The sequence below is a fragment of the Sinorhizobium sp. KGO-5 genome, assembly GCF_036245905.1.
GTDB classification, from domain to species: domain Bacteria; phylum Pseudomonadota; class Alphaproteobacteria; order Rhizobiales; family Rhizobiaceae; genus Sinorhizobium; species Sinorhizobium meliloti_A.
In genome coordinates this window covers 85,917-102,142 of record NZ_BDIZ01000009.1, presented here as the reverse complement: position 1 = coordinate 102,142, position 16,226 = coordinate 85,917, and the positions used below count along the sequence as shown (strand labels likewise).

Sequence of the window (16,226 nt, the reverse complement as noted above, 5' to 3'; positions counted from 1 at the left end):
GTTGGTTGAACATCGGCATGCTGGATCAGCCATGGTTCTTATGTTTCGGCGTGATCTGGGTCTTGGCGTCCTTCACTTTGGTCGCGTCGGGGAGCTCGCCCGTCCACTCCCAGGCCTGGGTTCCCGGCGGATTCTCGTACCAGCCGGGATCGGCGTAATCGCCCGCCGAGATGCCCTCGCGCACCTTGACGACCGAGAACATGCCGCCCATCTCGATCGGCCCGTGCGGACCCCAGCCCGTCATCATCGGGATGGTGTTTTCGGGGATTTCCATTTCCATCTCGCCCATGTCGGCCATGCCTTTGGTGCCCATCGGCATGTATTCCGGGCGAAGTTTCTTGATCTTTTCGGCGACCTTCGATTTGTCGACGCCGATGAAGGTCGGGATGTCGTGCCCCATGGCGTTCATCGTGTGGTGCGACTTGTGGCAGTGGATCGCCCAGTCGCCCTCGTATTTGGCGTCGAACTCGTAGGCCCGCATGGCGCCGACCGGAATGTCGATGCTGACCTCCGGCCACCGCGCCTCCGGGCGGACCCAGCCGCCGTCGGTGCATGTTACCTCGAAGTCGTAGCCGTGCATGTGGATCGGATGGTTGGTCATGGTGAGGTTGCCGACCCGTACGCGCACGCGGTCGTTCTTGGAGACCACGAGCGGGCTGATGTCCGGGAATATCCGGCTGTTCCAGCACCACATGTTGAAGTCGGTCATTTCCATGACGCGCGGCACGTAGGAGCCGGGATCGATGTCGTAGGCGTTGAGCAGGAAGACGAAGTCGCGGTCGACCGGCATGAACTTCGGATCCTTGGGATGGATGACGAAGAAGCCCATCATCCCCATGGCCATCTGCACCATCTCGTCGGAATGCGGGTGGTACATGAAGGTGCCGGATTTCACGAGGTCGAACTCGTAGACGAAGGTCTTGCCGACCGGGATGTGCGGCTGCGACAGGCCGCCGACACCGTCCATGCCGGAAGGCAGGATCATGCCGTGCCAATGGATAGTGGTGTGCTCAGGCAGCTTGTTGGTGACGAAGATGCGCACCCGGTCGCCTTCGACCGCCTCGATCGTCGGTCCCGGCGACTGGCCGTTATAGCCCCAGAGATAGGCGGTCATGCCCTCGGCCATCTCGCGCTCGACCGGCTCGGCGACGAGGTGAAACTCCTTGACGCCGTTGTTCATCCGGTGGGGCAGGGTCCAGCCGTTGAGCGTGACTACGGGGTTGTAGTCGGGTCCGGAGGTGGGCTTTAGCGGCGGCTGCGTCTCCGCCGTCTCCATCACGGCGGCTTCCGGCAGCCCCATATTCGACGTTTTCGCCCAGGCGGCGGTGGATACCAGTGCGGCGCTCGCGCCGAGTAGCTGTCTTCTGTTGAACATGGCCTGTTCCTTTCTCAGTGGCCGCCACCACCGCCCTCGGCGGCAGCCGCAACTTCCGTCTCGCCGGCGGCGGCACCCGCGCCGCCGCCGTAGACGGCGGGGGCGAGATTGGCTTCGGCCAGCCAGAAGTCGCGCTTGGCGTTGACGGCAAGCAGGTTCGCATTGACCTTCTCGCGGCTGTCGGCGAGCAGCTCGAAGGTGTTGGTGATCATCGCGTTGTATGTGAGGAGGGATTCCTCCTCGATCTTGGTGCGCAGCGGCACGACGCTGTTGCGGTAGTGCCGGGCAATGTCGTAGTTGGCGCGATAGGCCTGATAGGCCGAGCGCGCCTCCGAGCGGACGTTGACGGCCTTTTCCGCGAGGAGGTTCGCCGCCCGCATATAGGCAAGTTCCGCCTTGCGCATGCGGGCTCTGCCGCTGTCGAAGATCGGAATGACGAATTCGAGTTCGGCCTGTCCGGTCGTTTCGCGCTTGATGTCGCCTTCTTCGAGTTCCCGCTCCGTTTCGAAGCCCGTAAGGAGTTCGAGGTCCGTGACGTAGCGCGTGGCTTCCGTGAGCTTGTATGACTTCGCCGTTGCCTCGAGGTCGAGCTTCGCCATCTGCAGATCGACGCGGCGCTGCAATGCCTCCGCCTCGATCAGGTCCCGCTTCATCATTCCCTTCGGCAACGGCGGCAGGCGGTTCGGAACCTGATAGTCGATGCCCGAACCCCAGAGGCCCATCAGCCGCGTCAGCTCTTCCTTGGCGAGCCGCGCCTCCAGCCGCGCCTTTGCCGTCTGTCCCGCCAGTTCGGCAGAGAAAACATGCTCGCGGGCTTGACCCTCTTTCGTGAGTGCGCCGCTCTTGCCAAGCTCCTGGGCAAGCTCGGACGCTGCGTCGGCTGCCGCCTGCGCCTGGTTGAGCTGGGCCACCGTTTCCCAGGCGGCAACCGCATTGATCCAGGCGCGCCGCGTGTCCGAGGCAAGCTGCAGCGTGCGCAGCGCCGCATTCAATTGGGCCCTTCGGAATCCGGTGTCGGCGATGGCAATGTTCCGGTCTCGCGTGGCAAGCGCGAGAATGTTGTTGGCGATCATGCCTTCGACCGACTTGAATGCTTCGAGTCCCGGCGTGCCGATCCCGGTCAGGCCGACCGAGACTGTCGGATTGACGAGCATCGTGGATTGCCAGGCATCGGCGGCAGAATCCCCCAGGTCGGCATAGGCGGCCTGTAGCCCCTTGTTGTTCAACAGTGCCACCTGAACCGCCGTCTCTACATCGATGGCTTTCTTCGCCATCAGCGTCTTGACCCGATCGGACACGACTTGCGCCTGTTGCTGATTCTGCACCCAGACAGTCTGTTTGCCGGTTGCCTCGGCCGTCTTGGCCTCGACCGAGGAGAAGCCAGCGTTCTTCGCTGCATATTCGCTCGCCGACACGCAACCGCCGAGAACGAGCGGAAGAGCAAGCGCCGCAGCCAGTTTGACCGTGCCTCTCATCATGACGCGTCTCCTTCCGGAGTTTGCGCGTCGTTCTGGTTGCGCCACGGCTGGGGATCGACCGGAACGCGGTGGGTGTATCCCGAAACCGGGCTCGTATATCTGAGAGGGCGGACCTGAGCCTGGGAGGCGGCAAGGTCGCCCGACGCAATGACATCGGGAGGCAGTGTGGAGGCGCATCCGCTCGCGAAAAGCGGCAGGGCGGCCACGAAGAACAATGGTTTCATGGTGTTATCCGAATAGGAGATTGCAGCGGCGCACGAGAGCAAACCGGCTCGCGAACGCTCGTTAGACCCGTGAGAAGAACGGGTGCGGTCCTAATCAGATGTTCGGGGGTCGGTGCAGCAGCGGTAGTTCGCCCTTGGTCCGGGCGTCGTCGACGAACTCGCGGATGGAGGTTACGCGAAGTCCACCGACGGTACTAGTTTCGGCGACAAGCGCCATGCTGACGCAGAATCCCTTGCAGCAGTCGGTCTTCACGAGCTTCTGAGAGTCGTCCGGGGAGGATTTCTCATCGCTGTGTCTATGTGCGCCGCCCGCTATCTCGGAATGATGATCGTCGGTCTGCGCAACTTCAGGATTGGACCGGGCCCCGTGCATGGCGGCGGAGGCGGTCGGCAGGGAGTAAACCGTCAGCGACATGACAATCGCCAAACGGAGCAGAACCAACATCTTTTGTAATGTGATTCGAACCATACCCATACCCGAGGACTACCATTGGTCCCGAAGTTGTCAATTGTCAGCCCGTATCAACACGCGATTCGCGTCGATAGTGTGGCACGCCTACAGCGGAATACACGACCTGCAGTCCGGATCGAGTTCTAAGGCTTACAACGATGGTAAGGTCAATTGGGAAAATTCAGGCAAGATCGTGAACTGCTGCTGCTGGTGGTGGCAGCAGCAGTGTGCTGTGGTCGATTGGTGGTTCTCCCGGCAAAGCTGATGACATCTTTAAACTTGGACGTGGCCAGATGCTGACACTGAGCGCCTACCTCGGATTGTTCGCCGTCGCCTTCGGTGCGGCAACACTGCTGCCGTTCCAGTCCGAACCGCTGCTCGTAGGCCTTCTTCTGTCCGGAGAGTTTTCCACCCTTGGGCTTGTCGCCGTTGCAAGCCTCGGAAACGTCCTCGGCGCTGTTTGCAACTGGATTGTCGGGCTCTTTATCGACCGCATCCACGATAGGCCTTGGTTCCCGGTCAAGCCCTCGTCCCTGGAAAGGGCGAGCGACTGGTATGGGCGATATGGTCGCTGGTCCCTGCTACTTTCCTGGATGCCGCTGTTCGGGGACGCCTTGACCGTGCTTGCCGGAGTGTTGCGGGAGCCCCTGTGGTCTTTCTTGCTGCTGGTGACCATCGCAAAGACGGGGCGCTACCTCGTCCTCGCGGCGGCGACGCTCGGAACGAAAGCCGCTTTCGGGGCTTGATCCTTCTCGAGTACAGCCAGCACGGGAACCTTCACAGGAGAGGCGGGTTTGACCGCGAAAGGGTCAGCCTCGATGCGCATTCTGCGAACAATTCCCCGGTTCGTCCGGATTGCCGTCCTTTGCTTCGCAATGGTCAGTCTCCATGGCTTTGCGGCCGCGGCAGATTTTCAGGCGGCGCACCATTGCCCGCCGACAATGCAGGTACATCACGATGGGTTGCAGCGCGCGGTCGCGGTCCATCCTGGACTCTGCTGCACAACGAGCAATTGCTGCTCCATCACGGAGGTCATACCGGCCGAGGACATAAGCCGCGCTTCGCGGCCCTGGCCGCCGCTCCTCTCCCAGGCCGAGCCGTTCCTGCTGGTGCGCATACTCTATCCGCCGCCCAAGCTTGAGTTCTCCTGATACATCACCAAGCAACTTCAATCCTGGATGACGGGAGAATAAAATGAAAACGATCCTCAAGTTCGTGGTCGCCGCTGCGGCCGTCTCAACTTTCGGTTTGGCTGCCGCGACTCCGGCGTCAGCACAGATGACAATGCCTGAAGCCTGCAAATCCGAAACGGCCGCGAGCGGCACCATGCAGATGCCGGGCGGCGACATGGGCCAGATGGCCGAACACCAGAAGGCAATGATGGAGGGTATGCGGGAGACCGAACCCGCCATGATGCAGGGCATGATGGCTAAGGACCCGGATGTCGCCTTCGTCTGCGGCATGATCGCCCACCACACGGCCGCAATCAACATGTCCGAGGTCGAGCTGAAATATGGCGACGATCAGCAGGCGAAGTCGATGGCCGAGAAGATCATCGAAGCGCAGAAGAAGGAAATCGAGGAGATGACCAACTGGGTCAAGGAGCACTCCAACTGAGCGTCCAGTCAATCACGGCAGGTCAAAGCCTGTATCGATAAATGCCTGGGCCGATCAGGAATGCCACTCGACGGCGATGGGTCCAGGCATCCTGACTGATGGGCTGTGCGGACATTTGCCGGACCTCTGCGAATTTCAGCCCGATTGCCGAGATCGCGTATGATGGATAATTGAACTAAACCGACGCGTACTCGGGAGGAAGGAATCTGAGCCGCAAGAAGCTTTCGAGAAGAACCGTCGTGGTTCTAAACTCCCGGGCTGGTAGGGGCCGGAGGAAAGTGCGCGGGTCGGTGGCCCGCCGGGCGTCAATTCGGTTTGCTCTGGAAATGATAATGTTGGCGAGCGTCTTTGTAGCAGTATTCCTGCTTTGGCATTTCTTACAGTGAAACCTTGACGCGATCGCCGCAGTGACGCTGCGCAGAGAGCTGCCGGAATATGGCCGCCTGAGGGCTTGGCGGGAGAGTTTGCTTGATGACACCCTCCCTCCAACTTTTTGCCTGGGCCCACGTCTCCTATATGCGCACGCCCCTTAGCCTGAGCGAATTGGCAATGACGCTCACCGACGAGAGCGCCATCGCCGCCGCAGCGATGATGGGCGAGAGCAGCAGCCCGAAGGCCGGATAGAGAACGCCCGCGGCGACCGGAACGCCGGCGGCGTTGTAGATGAACGCGAAGAACAGGTTCTGCCGGATGTTCTTCATCGTCGCATGGCTTAGTTGCCTTGCCCGCGCGATTCCCTGGAGGTCGCCCTTGAGCAGGGTTACGCCGGCGCTCTCGATCGCCACGTCTGTTCCTGTGCCCATGGCGATGCCGACATCGGCCGCGGCGAGCGCCGGGGCGTCATTGACGCCGTCTCCCGCCATTGCCACGACCCGACCTTCGCTCCGCAACCGGGCGACGATTTCGCTCTTGTGATCTGGCAGGACTTCCGCCTCGACCTCATTGATACCGAGCTTGCGGGCGACGGCATTCGCGGTGGTCTTGTTGTCCCCGGTCAGCATGACGACCCGGACGCCTTCGTTCACAAGGGTTTGCACGGCCTCGGGTGTCGTCGCCTTGATCGGATCGGAAATCGCGAACAGGCCGCTGACGCGACCGTCGATAGCGACGAAGATGACTGTCGCTCCTTCGCTCCGCAGCGTTTCGGCCCCCTTTGCGAGGGCCGACACGTCGACGCCGGACTCCTCCATGATCCGGTGACTGCCGATGATCAGCTTGCGACCGTCGACGGAACCGGTGACTCCCTTGCCGACCGGGCTGTCGAAGTCTTCAGCATTGCCGAGGGACAAGCCGCGTTCGGTCGCGGCTTCGACGATGGCGGCCGCGAGCGGATGTTCGCTGGCGCGTTCCAGGGTGGCTGCCAATCGCAGCAGTTCGTCCTCGGCCAACCCCTCCTTCGTGGCGATCGACGTCACCTTGGGCTTGCCTTCGGTAAGCGTTCCCGTCTTGTCGACCACGAGCGTGTCGACCTTCTCGAAGCGCTCCAGGGCCTCCGCGTTCTTGATCAGCACGCCCAGACGTGCGCCGCGGCCGACACCGACCATGATCGACATCGGGGTCGCGAGACCGAGCGCGCAGGGGCAGGCGATGATGAGCACTGCGACAGCGGACACCAGGCCGTGCGTGAAGCGCGGTTCCGGTCCCAGCCACATCCAGACGGCGAAGGCGATGATGGCGACGGCAATGACGGCGGGAACGAACCAGCCCGACACCTCGTCGGCCAGGCGCTGGATCGGAGCGCGCGAGCGCTGGGCTTCCGCCACCATCTGCACGATCCGCGACAGCATGGTGTCGCGTCCCACCTTGCCGGCTTCCATAACGAAACCGCCGGTCTTGTTCATCGTCCCGCCGATGAGGTTCTCACCGACCTCCTTGGTGACGGGCATGGATTCTCCGGTGATCATCGATTCGTCGACCGAACTGCGGCCTTCGACGAGCGTGCCGTCGACCGGGACCTTTTCGCCCGGCCGCACGCGCAGCCGATCGCCGACAGCAACGGCCTCGAGCGGCACGTCTTCGTCAGTTCCGTCATCCCGGATGCGACGGGCCGTCTTCGGGGCGAGGTCCAAAAGCGCGCGGATCGCTCCGCCCGTCTGCTCGCGAGCACGCAGTTCCAGAACCTGCCCGAGCAGGACGAGTACGGTGATGACCGCGGCCGCCTCGAAATAGATCGGTACCGCTCCGCCGGCGGATCGGAAGGTGGCGGGGAACAGTCCGGGCGCAACGGTCGCCACCACGCTATAGACCCAGGCCACGCCCGTGCCCATGGCAATCAGCGTGAACATGTTGAGATGTCTGGTGATGATCGACCGCCAAGCCCGTTCAAAGAACGGCGCGCCCGCCCACAGGACAACGGGGGTCGCGAAGACAAGCTGCAGCCAATTCGAGGTCTGGGGCGCGACCAGCATGTGCAGGTCGACGAGGTGGCCGCCCATTTCCAGCGCCAGGACCGGTACCGTCAGAACGAGCCCGATCCAGAACCTCCGTCGCATATCGACGAGTTCGGGGCTTGGCCCGGTTTCGGCGGTCTCGACTTCCGGCTCGAGCGCCATCCCGCAGATCGGGCAGTTTCCTGGGCCAATCTGCCTTACCTGCGGATGCATGGGGCAGGTGTAGATCACGCCTTCGGTCTGATCGAGGACAGCTCGCTTTTCTTCAGCGGCGGGAGCCTCGCCGTGCGAGCCATGATGATCATGGTGATGATGGTGACCAGCGGGTGCTTTCTTATCTGCCATCGGATGTGCCTCCGTGAGGGTCCGTCTCTTATCCGGGAGACCTAGCGCTCGCCGTGCCAATTGGGAGAGAGCGACAGAGTGCAGCGATACGCCAACGGTCGTGACGACGACACAGTCGTCATGCGGGATCACTGGCAACCGACGCAACCCTCCGCCGGAAGAGCGGAAGACACGTTCAGGTGACGGAACGGGGAGGGCCGACCGCGGGCGGAGAATCGAGCCCCCCTGTGGATTGATCCGGTTCGGGGTATGGGTGACCGCTGTGCGCCAGGCGAAGAATGACGAGGCCAGGAGCCGGAACTGCGGCGCTGCACAAACCGCACCCAGGGACACAGCAGACCTTCGGGGAATGGAGACCCGTGTCGCTCGCAGGGTCTGAATCTTGCAGCGTTTCGGGCTGCTCAATTTGCGCGACGTGGCCCTCGCACGTTGTAGCAGCGGCCGCGGCCATCGGGGCGGCGAGGAACATAATTGCGACCAAAACGGCCAGCAATTCTCTCGCGTATCCTCCAACGCTCTGGCTTACTGCGATCATGTTCTCGCTCGAACCTTCATCTCGTATTCAATCACAGTGCCGTACCGTTGCAAGCGTTGCGTTGACCCTGATCAAACACGACGATCCTCGCGCTGAAGAAGATCAGCGTCCGGCGGGCGGTTCGAGTCGGAGAAAATCATGCACGTGCATGCAAGGGTGAAGACACGGGCTCCTCTGACGCTCTCGATCGCCGCTTTCATTGCGGCGATCTCTTTTGCGGCAGCGCAATCGGTTCCGCCCAACGTTGCCCAGAGACAGCACGGCATGAAGGCGATTGCAGATGCGGCCAAGAGCATCAACGCCATGTTCAAGGGCACATCACCCTACGATTCAAAGCTGTTCAAGGCGGCCGCCGAGACTATCCGGTCCCAGTCGGGAACTGCCCTGTCGGCGCTGTTCCAGGGGTCGGTCACGACGACCGGTTCGAAAGCCAGTGCGAGCATCGAATCCGAACGCCAGCAGTTCGACAAACTCGCCCTCGACCTCGGCGCCTACGCGGCCGCCTTGTCCGTTGCAGCAGACCGAAACCCGGACACGCTCGGCCCCGCGATGCGGATGCAGGCGGGGGATGCAGTCGCCGGGGGCGGCCCCCTCGCGAAAAAGATTGATGCAGCAAGAAATGCAACATCGATGTCTGCCGAACATGCCTTTCACCTGATGCTGCAAACCTGCACATCGTGCCACGCCAAGTTTCGCGTCGAAAGCAAATAGCGGTCCTTCGATCCAGCCCAAAACTGAAACGAGGAGCTGTCCTCACGACTGGAATGGCACAACAGACCCCGGCCGACGTTCCTTGCACGGGTTTCCAAACAGATGGAACCGTCGCCTTAATCGGGAGCTTTCGCGAGGCGTCAGAATTTACGAAAAATTTAGGTTAACTTTGTCGATCTGAATCTGCCTATTCCGATCCAAAAAAAGAAGACTAGAGTTTTCGGCAACACGTCCCCAGGCGTGTCCCAGTCCCTCCTGACACAGCCATGGATCGTAGCAATGAATACCATTGCCAGCTCAGATTCTGCCCATTTTCGATCGGCGGAATGTCTCTCATCGCAAATCACAGAGGAGGTGCAATCCAGAACGGTTGGTCCTGATGTTCTGCGGTCATTGGCGATCCTTCTCGTCATGCTCGTGCATCTTCCGGTCGAGGCGACGCCGTCCCTGCTGCTTGGCGTCCGTACCTACGCGTGGCTCGGAGTCGACATTTTCTTTGTTCTGAGCGGGTTTCTAATCGGAACCCAACTCTTCAAAGAGGTCTCGCGGACGGGAGGAGTGGACCTGAGATCCTTCTATCTGCGCCGTGCCTTTCGTATTTTCCCGGCGTTTTTCGTTGTTCTCGGCCTCTATGCAATCTTCCCGGTGCTTCGAGATGCCCCGACGATGCAGTCGGTCTGGAGCTTCGCGACCTTCACCGTGAATTTCGACTTCGATCCGCGCGTTGGCAGAGCCTTTTCACAGGCATGGTCGCTGTGCGTCGAGGAGCATTTCTATCTGGTTCTACCTCTGCTCGTCCTGCTCCTGCATCGTCGAATCGGCTTGGGTTCGACTCTTCTCATCGCAGGTCTGATGATGATCGCGGGAATGACCCTTCGGTACGCGATTTGGGAGAGCAAAGTCGGCGTGCTCGTTGACGCCGGAAAACTAAGAGACGCCTTCGCCGTATATCTCAGGGACGTGTACTATCCGACATACAGCCGATTGGACGGGCTGACGTTCGGCGTGATCCTTGCTGCAGCGAGATTTTTCAGACCGGAACTCTGCAAGCGTTACGCGCCTCCGCATGTTGCCTTGCCTGTTGGCGCAGCCCTCGTCGTGGCCGCACTCTTGTTATTCTCTATTCGCGGTCCACTAGCAGGATCAAATCTCTTTCTCGTCTTTCAGGCGCAGCTTGGTGCGGTCGCCGGATTCCCGCTGATCTCGATCGGTATCGCTCTCATTCTTGGTGCTATGCTCGACCTCGAGCAGATCTTAAGACGGTGGCCGATTCCGGGTGCGGTGATGGTCGCCACCTTGTCGTACAGCCTGTACCTGACCCACAAGTCGGTCTTCCATCTCGACAAGCTCATCTTCGGAGAAGAGAGCCTTCGGGGCGGTTCTGGCTTCCTGATCTATCTGGCGACTAGCTTTGCCGTGGCCACGGTGCTCTGGTTTTGCGTAGAGAGGACCTTCCTCCTCCTTCGGAATCGCGTTCTCGCTCGGAGCGGACGAGGATGATCCGCTACTGGCGATGCAACCTGCGCCACCCGTATCGCGTCAACCCGCGGGGCTTCAGCACCGACAGCGTCGTCGTGACGAGAAGCACGACGAGGCCGCCAGCGGCATGCACGACCAGCGATCGTCTCAGGCCGAGAACATCGGTGCTGGCGAACCCTGGATCGGCCGCCACGGCGGCGACGTGGGCTATCCCGCTCATCTGCAGCATCAGGACGACCGCGGTGAAAATGGTCAGCAGAAGCTTCGCCAGGACCCAATCGTGCCTGAACAGGCCCCATGTCGTGCCCAGCGACTGGACGAGCCCCGTGACCAGGGAGGCGAAAACCAGCGGGACTATAACCGAACGCGCGACGAGCTCCGTGACGATATAGACGCTCCGCATCACCTGATCGCTCTCGGTAAAGAGTCCGGCGATGGCGAGCGCAAGAAAGCCGGCGACGGCACCTAGTGGATTGATCGAGACAAAAGGGTCCGGCCTGGATTCCCATCGCTCGTTGAATGTGCGAGGTTGCCTCATGCGCTCAGGGATTACATTCGACGTCACCGCCGCCGACAGGGCTCGGCTCGAAGCCATCGTTGCGAACCGCGGTTCGCCACAGAAGCACGTATGGCGGGCGAAGATCATCCTTATGAGCGACGACGGCCTGGGAACGGTTGCCATTATGGCGGCCACCCTCAAGTCGAAGACCTGCGTCTGGCGCTGGCAGGAACGTTTCATGGCCGAAGGCGTGGACGGCCTTCTGCGCGACAAGAGCCGCCCGCCCGGCATCGCGCCGCTCGATCCCGCGCTGGTTGATCAGGTCGTCGCCCTGACGCTGGAAACGCCGAAACAGGAGGCCACGCACTGGACCGTTCGCGCGATGGCAAAGGCCGTTGGGATCGCCGCCTCTTCGGTCGTCAAGATCTGGCACGAGCATGGTCTGGCGCCGCACCGCTGGCGCCGCTTCAAACTGTCGAATGACAGGGCCTTTGCCGAAAAGCTCCACGATGTCGTCGGGCTCTACGTCTCCCCTCCAGCCCATGCCATCGTCCTTTCCGTCGACGAAAAGAGCCAGATCCAGGCGCTCGACCGGACACAGCCGGGGCTTCCCTTAAAGAAAGGCCGGGGCGGCACGATGACCCATGATTACAAGCGCCATGGCACCACCACCTTGTTTGCTGCCCTCAATGTTCTCGATGGCTCCATCATCGGCCGCAACATGCAGCGTCACCGGCATCAGGAGTTCATCCGTTTCCTCAACGCCATTGAGGCGGAACTGCCGAAGGATAAGGCAGTCCACGTCATTCTCGACAACTACGCGACCCACAAGCAGCCGAAGGTCCGCGCCTGGCTGGCAAGGCATCCGCGATGGACCTTCCACTTCGTTCCGACATCATGTTCATGGCTGAACGCCGTTGAGGGCTTCTTCGCTAAACTGACACGCCGACGGTTGAAGCACGGCGTCTTTCACTCCGTCGTCGACCTGCAAGCGGCCATCAACCGCTTCATCAAAGAGCACAACCAAGAACCGCGACCCTTCGTCTGGAAGGCAGACCCCGACGAAATCATTGCCGCCGTCAAACGGGGGCACCAAGTGTTGGAATCAATGCACTAGCGACCCGACGGAAGAGACAATGTGGGCGATGAGTGTGCTTTTACGCAGGCGTGGCGGCATGATCATGGGCGGTCGCCTGCGAGTGGTGGCTGGCCTTCCGTATCAGGGCTCGACAGATGGCGGCCCGGTCCGTGCGGTCCGCCGACGCCTGACGCCATCAGAGCAAGGGCCAGCAGCAGGAGCAGCCCGACAATGATGAAGGATATTTTCACCCAGCGCGGCGTGCCGGGATAGGGAGACTGATCGGCCATCTTGATCACCCTGCGGGCTCCCTTTGCCTTAAGTTCCAGGAGCGCTAGACTGGACATCGCGTCTGATAACAGATGTGTTGTTCAACATTGTCAACGAACAGGTATCGCAGGAATTTGCGATCCTGGACGCATTGGCAGCACTGTCCTGGAATTGTGATGGAGATTTCGGAGTATAAGATTGATCGCCGCGTCGCCCGCACCAGGAAATCGCTTCATCAGGCCCTGATCTCGTTGATTCTGGAAAAGGGCTACGACTCGATCACCGTCGACGAAATCTGTCAGACACCGCAAACGTCGGTCGGTCAACCTTCTATCTGCACTTCACGAGCAAGGACGATCTGAAACAGAGCGGCCTCGACCACCTGCGAAGGGAGCTCGCCGAGGCGGCCACCCGCGCGGCTCAAAGCGATCAGCGAAACCGGCGATTGGGGTTCAGCCTCGCCATGTTCGAACATGCCCGCGACCATCTCGATCTCTATCGGGCGTTGGCGGGCAGCCGCGGCGGAACGGTCGCCCTTAGCACCATCCGCCAGATACTATCCGACCTGCTGCGCGATGAACTGGCCGCGAACGCAGATAAGACTTCTGGAGACCACGTTCCCAGAGAATTCGTGGTTCAGTACCTCGTGGGTGCCTACATGGCCGTGCTGACCTGGTGGTTGGATGGAGGCACGAAACTACCACCCGAGCTGGTCGACGGCATGTTCCGCCGCCTGACATTCGATGGTGCGATCACAGAGGACCACTGAACTCCCGGACCGACAAAGCTTCACTTCAGCGAGGCTACCCCGAACCGGGCATTGAGGTCCGTTCGGTCCTTTGCGGACCCGTTCGCGATCTCTTCGATGATCGGGCACTCCGGGCGGTCGTCGCCGTGGCAGTGGCTAGCAAGATGCTTGAGCGTTTTCGCCATCTCCTGGATGGCGGCGATCTTGCGCTCCAGTTCGGCGACGTGTTCCAAGGCCACGGCCTTGACGTCCGAGCTGGCTCTGGAGCGGTCCCGCCACAGGGCAAGCAGTTCCTTGATCTGTTCCACCGAGAAGCCGAGATCGCGTGCCCGGCGCACAAACCTCAGCGTATGAACGTCGTTGTCGCCGTAGGTGCGATAGCTGGACGCGGTCCGAAGAGCGGGTTTGATGAGGCCGATCTGCTCGTAATAGCGGATCATTTTCGATGAGACTCCGCTGGCGTTGGAAGCTTGGCCGATGTTCATGTATTTCTCCTTGTTTGCCGTCCGGGCGTCCGACCAGGGCCGGACGCCCGATGCGCTCAGACTGGGTTCACGGACTTCAGCCGCAGCGCGTTGCCGAGAACGAACACGCTCGACATAGCCATGGCCGCCGCTGCGAAGATGGGCGAGAGCAGGGTGCCGTTCGCGGGGTAAAGAACTCCCGCCGCGACGGGAATGAGGCTGACGTTGTAGGCAAAGGCCCAGAACAGGTTCTGCTTGATGTTGCGGATCGTCGCCTTGCTGAGCGCAATGGCCTTCGGCACGCCGTTCAGGTCTCCCGACATCAAGACGACGTCGGCGCTTTCAATCGCGATGTCGGTGCCCGTGCCGACTGCAATGCCGACGTCGGCCTCAGTGAGCGCCGGGGCATCGTTGATGCCGTCGCCGATGAAGGCAACCCTGCGGTCATCGTGCCGCAGCCTCTTGATCGCCTCGACCTTGCCGTCCGGCAGAACCTCGGCAATCACTTCGTCGATGCCGAGATGCCTGGCTATCGCCTCGGCGGTGCGGCGGTTGTCTCCGGTGATCATCGCCACCTTCAGGCCGAGTTCGTGCAGGGCCTTGACCGCCTGCGGTGTCGTGTCCTTGATCGGATCGGATACGGCGATGATCGCCGCCAGCCGCCCGTCGATGGCCGCATAGAGCGGCGACTTGCCGCTGTTTCCAAGTTCTTCCGCCTCCTGGGCGAAAGCGCTGATATCAATCCCGCTCTTGGCCAATGCACGATCCGCGCCGACGAGAACTTCCAAGCCAGAGACCATCCCCCGAACGCCGAATCCCGGCCTGGCTTCGAAGTCGGTGACGGGGATGACCGCAACGCCTCTGGACTTTGCCGCCGACACGATCGCTTCCGCGATCGGATGTTCCGAAAGGGATTCAAGGCTCGCGATAAAGGAGAGAACCTCGTCGACCTCGAACCCGTCGCTGACGATCAGATCTGTCAGCTCCGGGCGGCCGTTCGTCAGGGTGCCGGTCTTGTCGAGCGCGACGACATCGGCTTCGCGCAGGCTCTGCAAAGCTTCCCCCTTGCGAAACAGGATGCCGAGCTCGGCGGCGCGCCCCGTGCCGACCATGATCGATGTCGGCGTTGCCAGGCCCATGGCGCAGGGGCAGGCGATGATCAAGACGGCAACCGCATTCACCAGCGCGAATGAAAGCGCGGGCGAGGGGCCGAACGCGTACCAGGCAGCGAAGGTGACCACCGCCGCGAGGATCACCGCGGGAACGAACCATCCGGTGACCTTGTCGACCAGCGCCTGGATCGGCAGCTTCGAACCCTGCGCGGCCTCCACCATCTTGATGATCTGAGCAAGCAGCGTGTCACTGCCAACCTTGGTCGCCCTGAAGGTGAACGATCCGGTCTTGTTGATGGTACCGCCGACGACTTCGCTCTCCGCGATCTTTTGAACGGGGATGGGTTCTCCAGTGATCATGGATTCGTCGACATAAGAACTGCCTTCGAGAACCGTGCCATCGACCGGAATCTTCTCGCCTGGCCTGATACGGATGATGTCGCCGACGACGACGTCGCTGATCTGGATCTCGACGAACTCGCCGCCATGAGAGACGAAAGCGGTTTTTGGCTGCAGTCCAATCAGCCGTTTGATCGCCTGGCTGGTGCGGCCCTTCGCCCGCGCCTCGAGGTAACGGCCAAGCAGGATCAGCGTGACGATGACCGCTGCTGCCTCGTAGTACACGTTCGCCGTTCCGGAGGGCAGAAGGCCGGGAGCGAAGGTGGCGACGACCGAGTAGCCCCAGGCTGCACTCGTCCCGAGCACCACCAGCGAGTTCATGTCCGGTGTCCAGCGGAGCAGGTTCGGCACGCCCTTCTTGAAGAAGCGCAGCCCCGGTCCGAACAGGACCAATGTCGCCAGCGCGAACTGGATATAGAGGTTGTGGCGCATGCCGATCGTGTCCATGATCAGTTCGTGGACGCCCGGCAGGAAGTGAGAACCCATCTCGACCAGGAAAAGAGGCAGGGTCAGCAGGGCCGAGATTATCACCAGGGTCTTGAGTGTGCGGATTTCCGCGGTGCGGCGGTCTTCGGTGTCCTCCGCTGCCTCGGTGACGGACGCCTTTCGGACCGCATATCCGGCATCTCCAACCGCAGCCTCGAGCGCGGCGGCGTCGGCCGCACCGGCAACCAGCCGAATGGTCGCCTTCTCCGTTGCAAGGTTCACCGATGCATCCGTTACGCCCGGAACGGCCTTCAAGGCCTTTTCCACTCGCGAAACGCACGAGGCGCACGTCATGCCTTCGATGACGAGTTCCTGGGTTTCGACCTTGGGCTCGTAGCCGGCACCCTCGATCGCGCGGAGGACGGCCTTCGTGTCCGGCGTTCCGGTGAACTGAACGGTCGCCCGTTCGGTAGCCAGGTTGACGTTTGCCGAGGCGACGCCGGGCACTGCTGAAATTGCCTTTTCGACGCGCCGCACGCAGGAAGCACACGTCATGCCGTCGATGCCGAAGTCGGTAGCAATAGGAAGAGATGTGGATTTCTCAATCTGAGTTAGTGCAGTCATC

Annotated in this window: 16 protein-coding genes; 6 read left to right on the top strand and 10 right to left on the bottom strand. The window is 61.4% G+C overall.

All coding sequences use genetic code 11. The annotated features are described in order from the left end of the window. Positions 1-25 precede the first annotated feature (25 nt). From BHD07_RS26800 to BHD07_RS26785, 4 genes are all read right to left on the bottom strand, one after another. On the bottom strand, positions 26-1,375 hold the full coding sequence (locus BHD07_RS26800) for a multicopper oxidase family protein (RefSeq protein ID WP_015241531.1): 1,350 nt from the start codon (positions 1,373-1,375) through the stop codon (positions 26-28). A gap of 14 nt (positions 1,376-1,389) precedes the next feature. Next, entirely contained in the window at positions 1,390-2,853 is a 1,464-nt protein-coding gene (locus BHD07_RS26795) for a TolC family protein (protein WP_015241530.1), read from the bottom strand. Further along, positions 2,850-3,077 (bottom strand): hypothetical protein, encoded by a 228-nt coding sequence (locus BHD07_RS26790; RefSeq protein ID WP_086024517.1) that lies wholly within the window; start codon positions 3,075-3,077, stop codon positions 2,850-2,852. Before BHD07_RS26790 ends, BHD07_RS26795 begins: the two co-directional genes overlap by 4 nt. A gap of 94 nt (positions 3,078-3,171) precedes the next feature. Then, entirely contained in the window at positions 3,172-3,552 is a 381-nt protein-coding gene (locus BHD07_RS26785) for a hypothetical protein (protein WP_127670383.1), read from the bottom strand. Positions 3,553-3,821: 269 nt separating this feature from the next. Between BHD07_RS26785 and BHD07_RS26780 the strand changes: the two genes are divergently transcribed. Then, positions 3,822-4,274 (top strand): YqaA family protein, encoded by a 453-nt coding sequence (locus BHD07_RS26780; RefSeq protein WP_153313027.1) that lies wholly within the window; start codon positions 3,822-3,824, stop codon positions 4,272-4,274. A 63-nt stretch (positions 4,275-4,337) separates the two neighbouring features. On the opposite strand, the gene BHD07_RS26775 is transcribed toward BHD07_RS26780, so the two are convergent. After that, positions 4,338-4,514 (bottom strand): hypothetical protein, encoded by a 177-nt coding sequence (locus tag BHD07_RS26775; RefSeq protein ID WP_153313028.1) that lies wholly within the window; start codon positions 4,512-4,514, stop codon positions 4,338-4,340. A gap of 208 nt (positions 4,515-4,722) precedes the next feature. On the opposite strand from BHD07_RS26775, the gene BHD07_RS26770 reads away from it, so the two are divergent. Continuing rightward, on the top strand, positions 4,723-5,145 hold the full coding sequence (locus BHD07_RS26770) for a DUF305 domain-containing protein (RefSeq protein ID WP_015241525.1): 423 nt from the start codon (positions 4,723-4,725) through the stop codon (positions 5,143-5,145). Positions 5,146-5,657: 512 nt separating this feature from the next. Here the strand turns inward: BHD07_RS26770 and BHD07_RS26765 are convergent. Next, positions 5,658-7,880 (bottom strand): copper-transporting P-type ATPase, encoded by a 2,223-nt coding sequence (locus BHD07_RS26765; RefSeq protein ID WP_153313029.1) that lies wholly within the window; start codon positions 7,878-7,880, stop codon positions 5,658-5,660. 673 nt (positions 7,881-8,553) lie between these two features. On the opposite strand from BHD07_RS26765, the gene BHD07_RS26760 reads away from it, so the two are divergent. Continuing rightward, on the top strand, positions 8,554-9,126 hold the full coding sequence (locus BHD07_RS26760) for a cytochrome c (protein WP_015241522.1): 573 nt from the start codon (positions 8,554-8,556) through the stop codon (positions 9,124-9,126). 279 nt (positions 9,127-9,405) lie between these two features. Further along, positions 9,406-10,626, top strand: coding sequence for an acyltransferase family protein (locus BHD07_RS26755; RefSeq protein ID WP_088202823.1), 1,221 nt, complete (start codon positions 9,406-9,408; stop codon positions 10,624-10,626). A gap of 4 nt (positions 10,627-10,630) precedes the next feature. Here the strand turns inward: BHD07_RS26755 and BHD07_RS26750 are convergent, their stop codons facing one another. Beyond that, positions 10,631-11,143, bottom strand: coding sequence for a hypothetical protein (locus tag BHD07_RS26750; protein WP_338283830.1), 513 nt, complete (start codon positions 11,141-11,143; stop codon positions 10,631-10,633). Here BHD07_RS26750 and BHD07_RS26745 point away from each other — a divergent pair. Further along, complete coding sequence (locus BHD07_RS26745) at positions 11,142-12,221, top strand: IS630 family transposase (protein ID WP_338283829.1); 1,080 nt, start codon at positions 11,142-11,144, stop codon at positions 12,219-12,221. The two genes, BHD07_RS26750 and BHD07_RS26745, sit on opposite strands and share 2 nt — an antisense overlap. A 62-nt stretch (positions 12,222-12,283) precedes the next feature. Here BHD07_RS26745 and BHD07_RS26740 read toward each other — a convergent pair whose 3' ends face one another. Continuing rightward, positions 12,284-12,472: a hypothetical protein gene (locus BHD07_RS26740; protein ID WP_088217901.1), complete on the bottom strand. Its 189-nt coding sequence runs from the start codon at positions 12,470-12,472 to the stop codon at positions 12,284-12,286. A gap of 425 nt (positions 12,473-12,897) precedes the next feature. On the opposite strand from BHD07_RS26740, the gene BHD07_RS26735 reads away from it, so the two are divergent. Beyond that, positions 12,898-13,221 (top strand): TetR-like C-terminal domain-containing protein, encoded by a 324-nt coding sequence (locus tag BHD07_RS26735; protein WP_338283828.1) that lies wholly within the window; start codon positions 12,898-12,900, stop codon positions 13,219-13,221. A gap of 20 nt (positions 13,222-13,241) precedes the next feature. Here BHD07_RS26735 and cueR read toward each other — a convergent pair whose 3' ends face one another. Both cueR and BHD07_RS26725 read right to left on the bottom strand, forming a co-directional pair. Beyond that, positions 13,242-13,685 (bottom strand): Cu(I)-responsive transcriptional regulator, encoded by a 444-nt coding sequence (gene cueR / locus BHD07_RS26730; RefSeq protein ID WP_088195288.1) that lies wholly within the window; start codon positions 13,683-13,685, stop codon positions 13,242-13,244. A 56-nt stretch (positions 13,686-13,741) separates the two neighbouring features. After that, positions 13,742-16,225, bottom strand: coding sequence for a heavy metal translocating P-type ATPase (locus BHD07_RS26725; RefSeq protein WP_127670370.1), 2,484 nt, complete (start codon positions 16,223-16,225; stop codon positions 13,742-13,744). Position 16,226 lies beyond the last annotated feature (1 nt).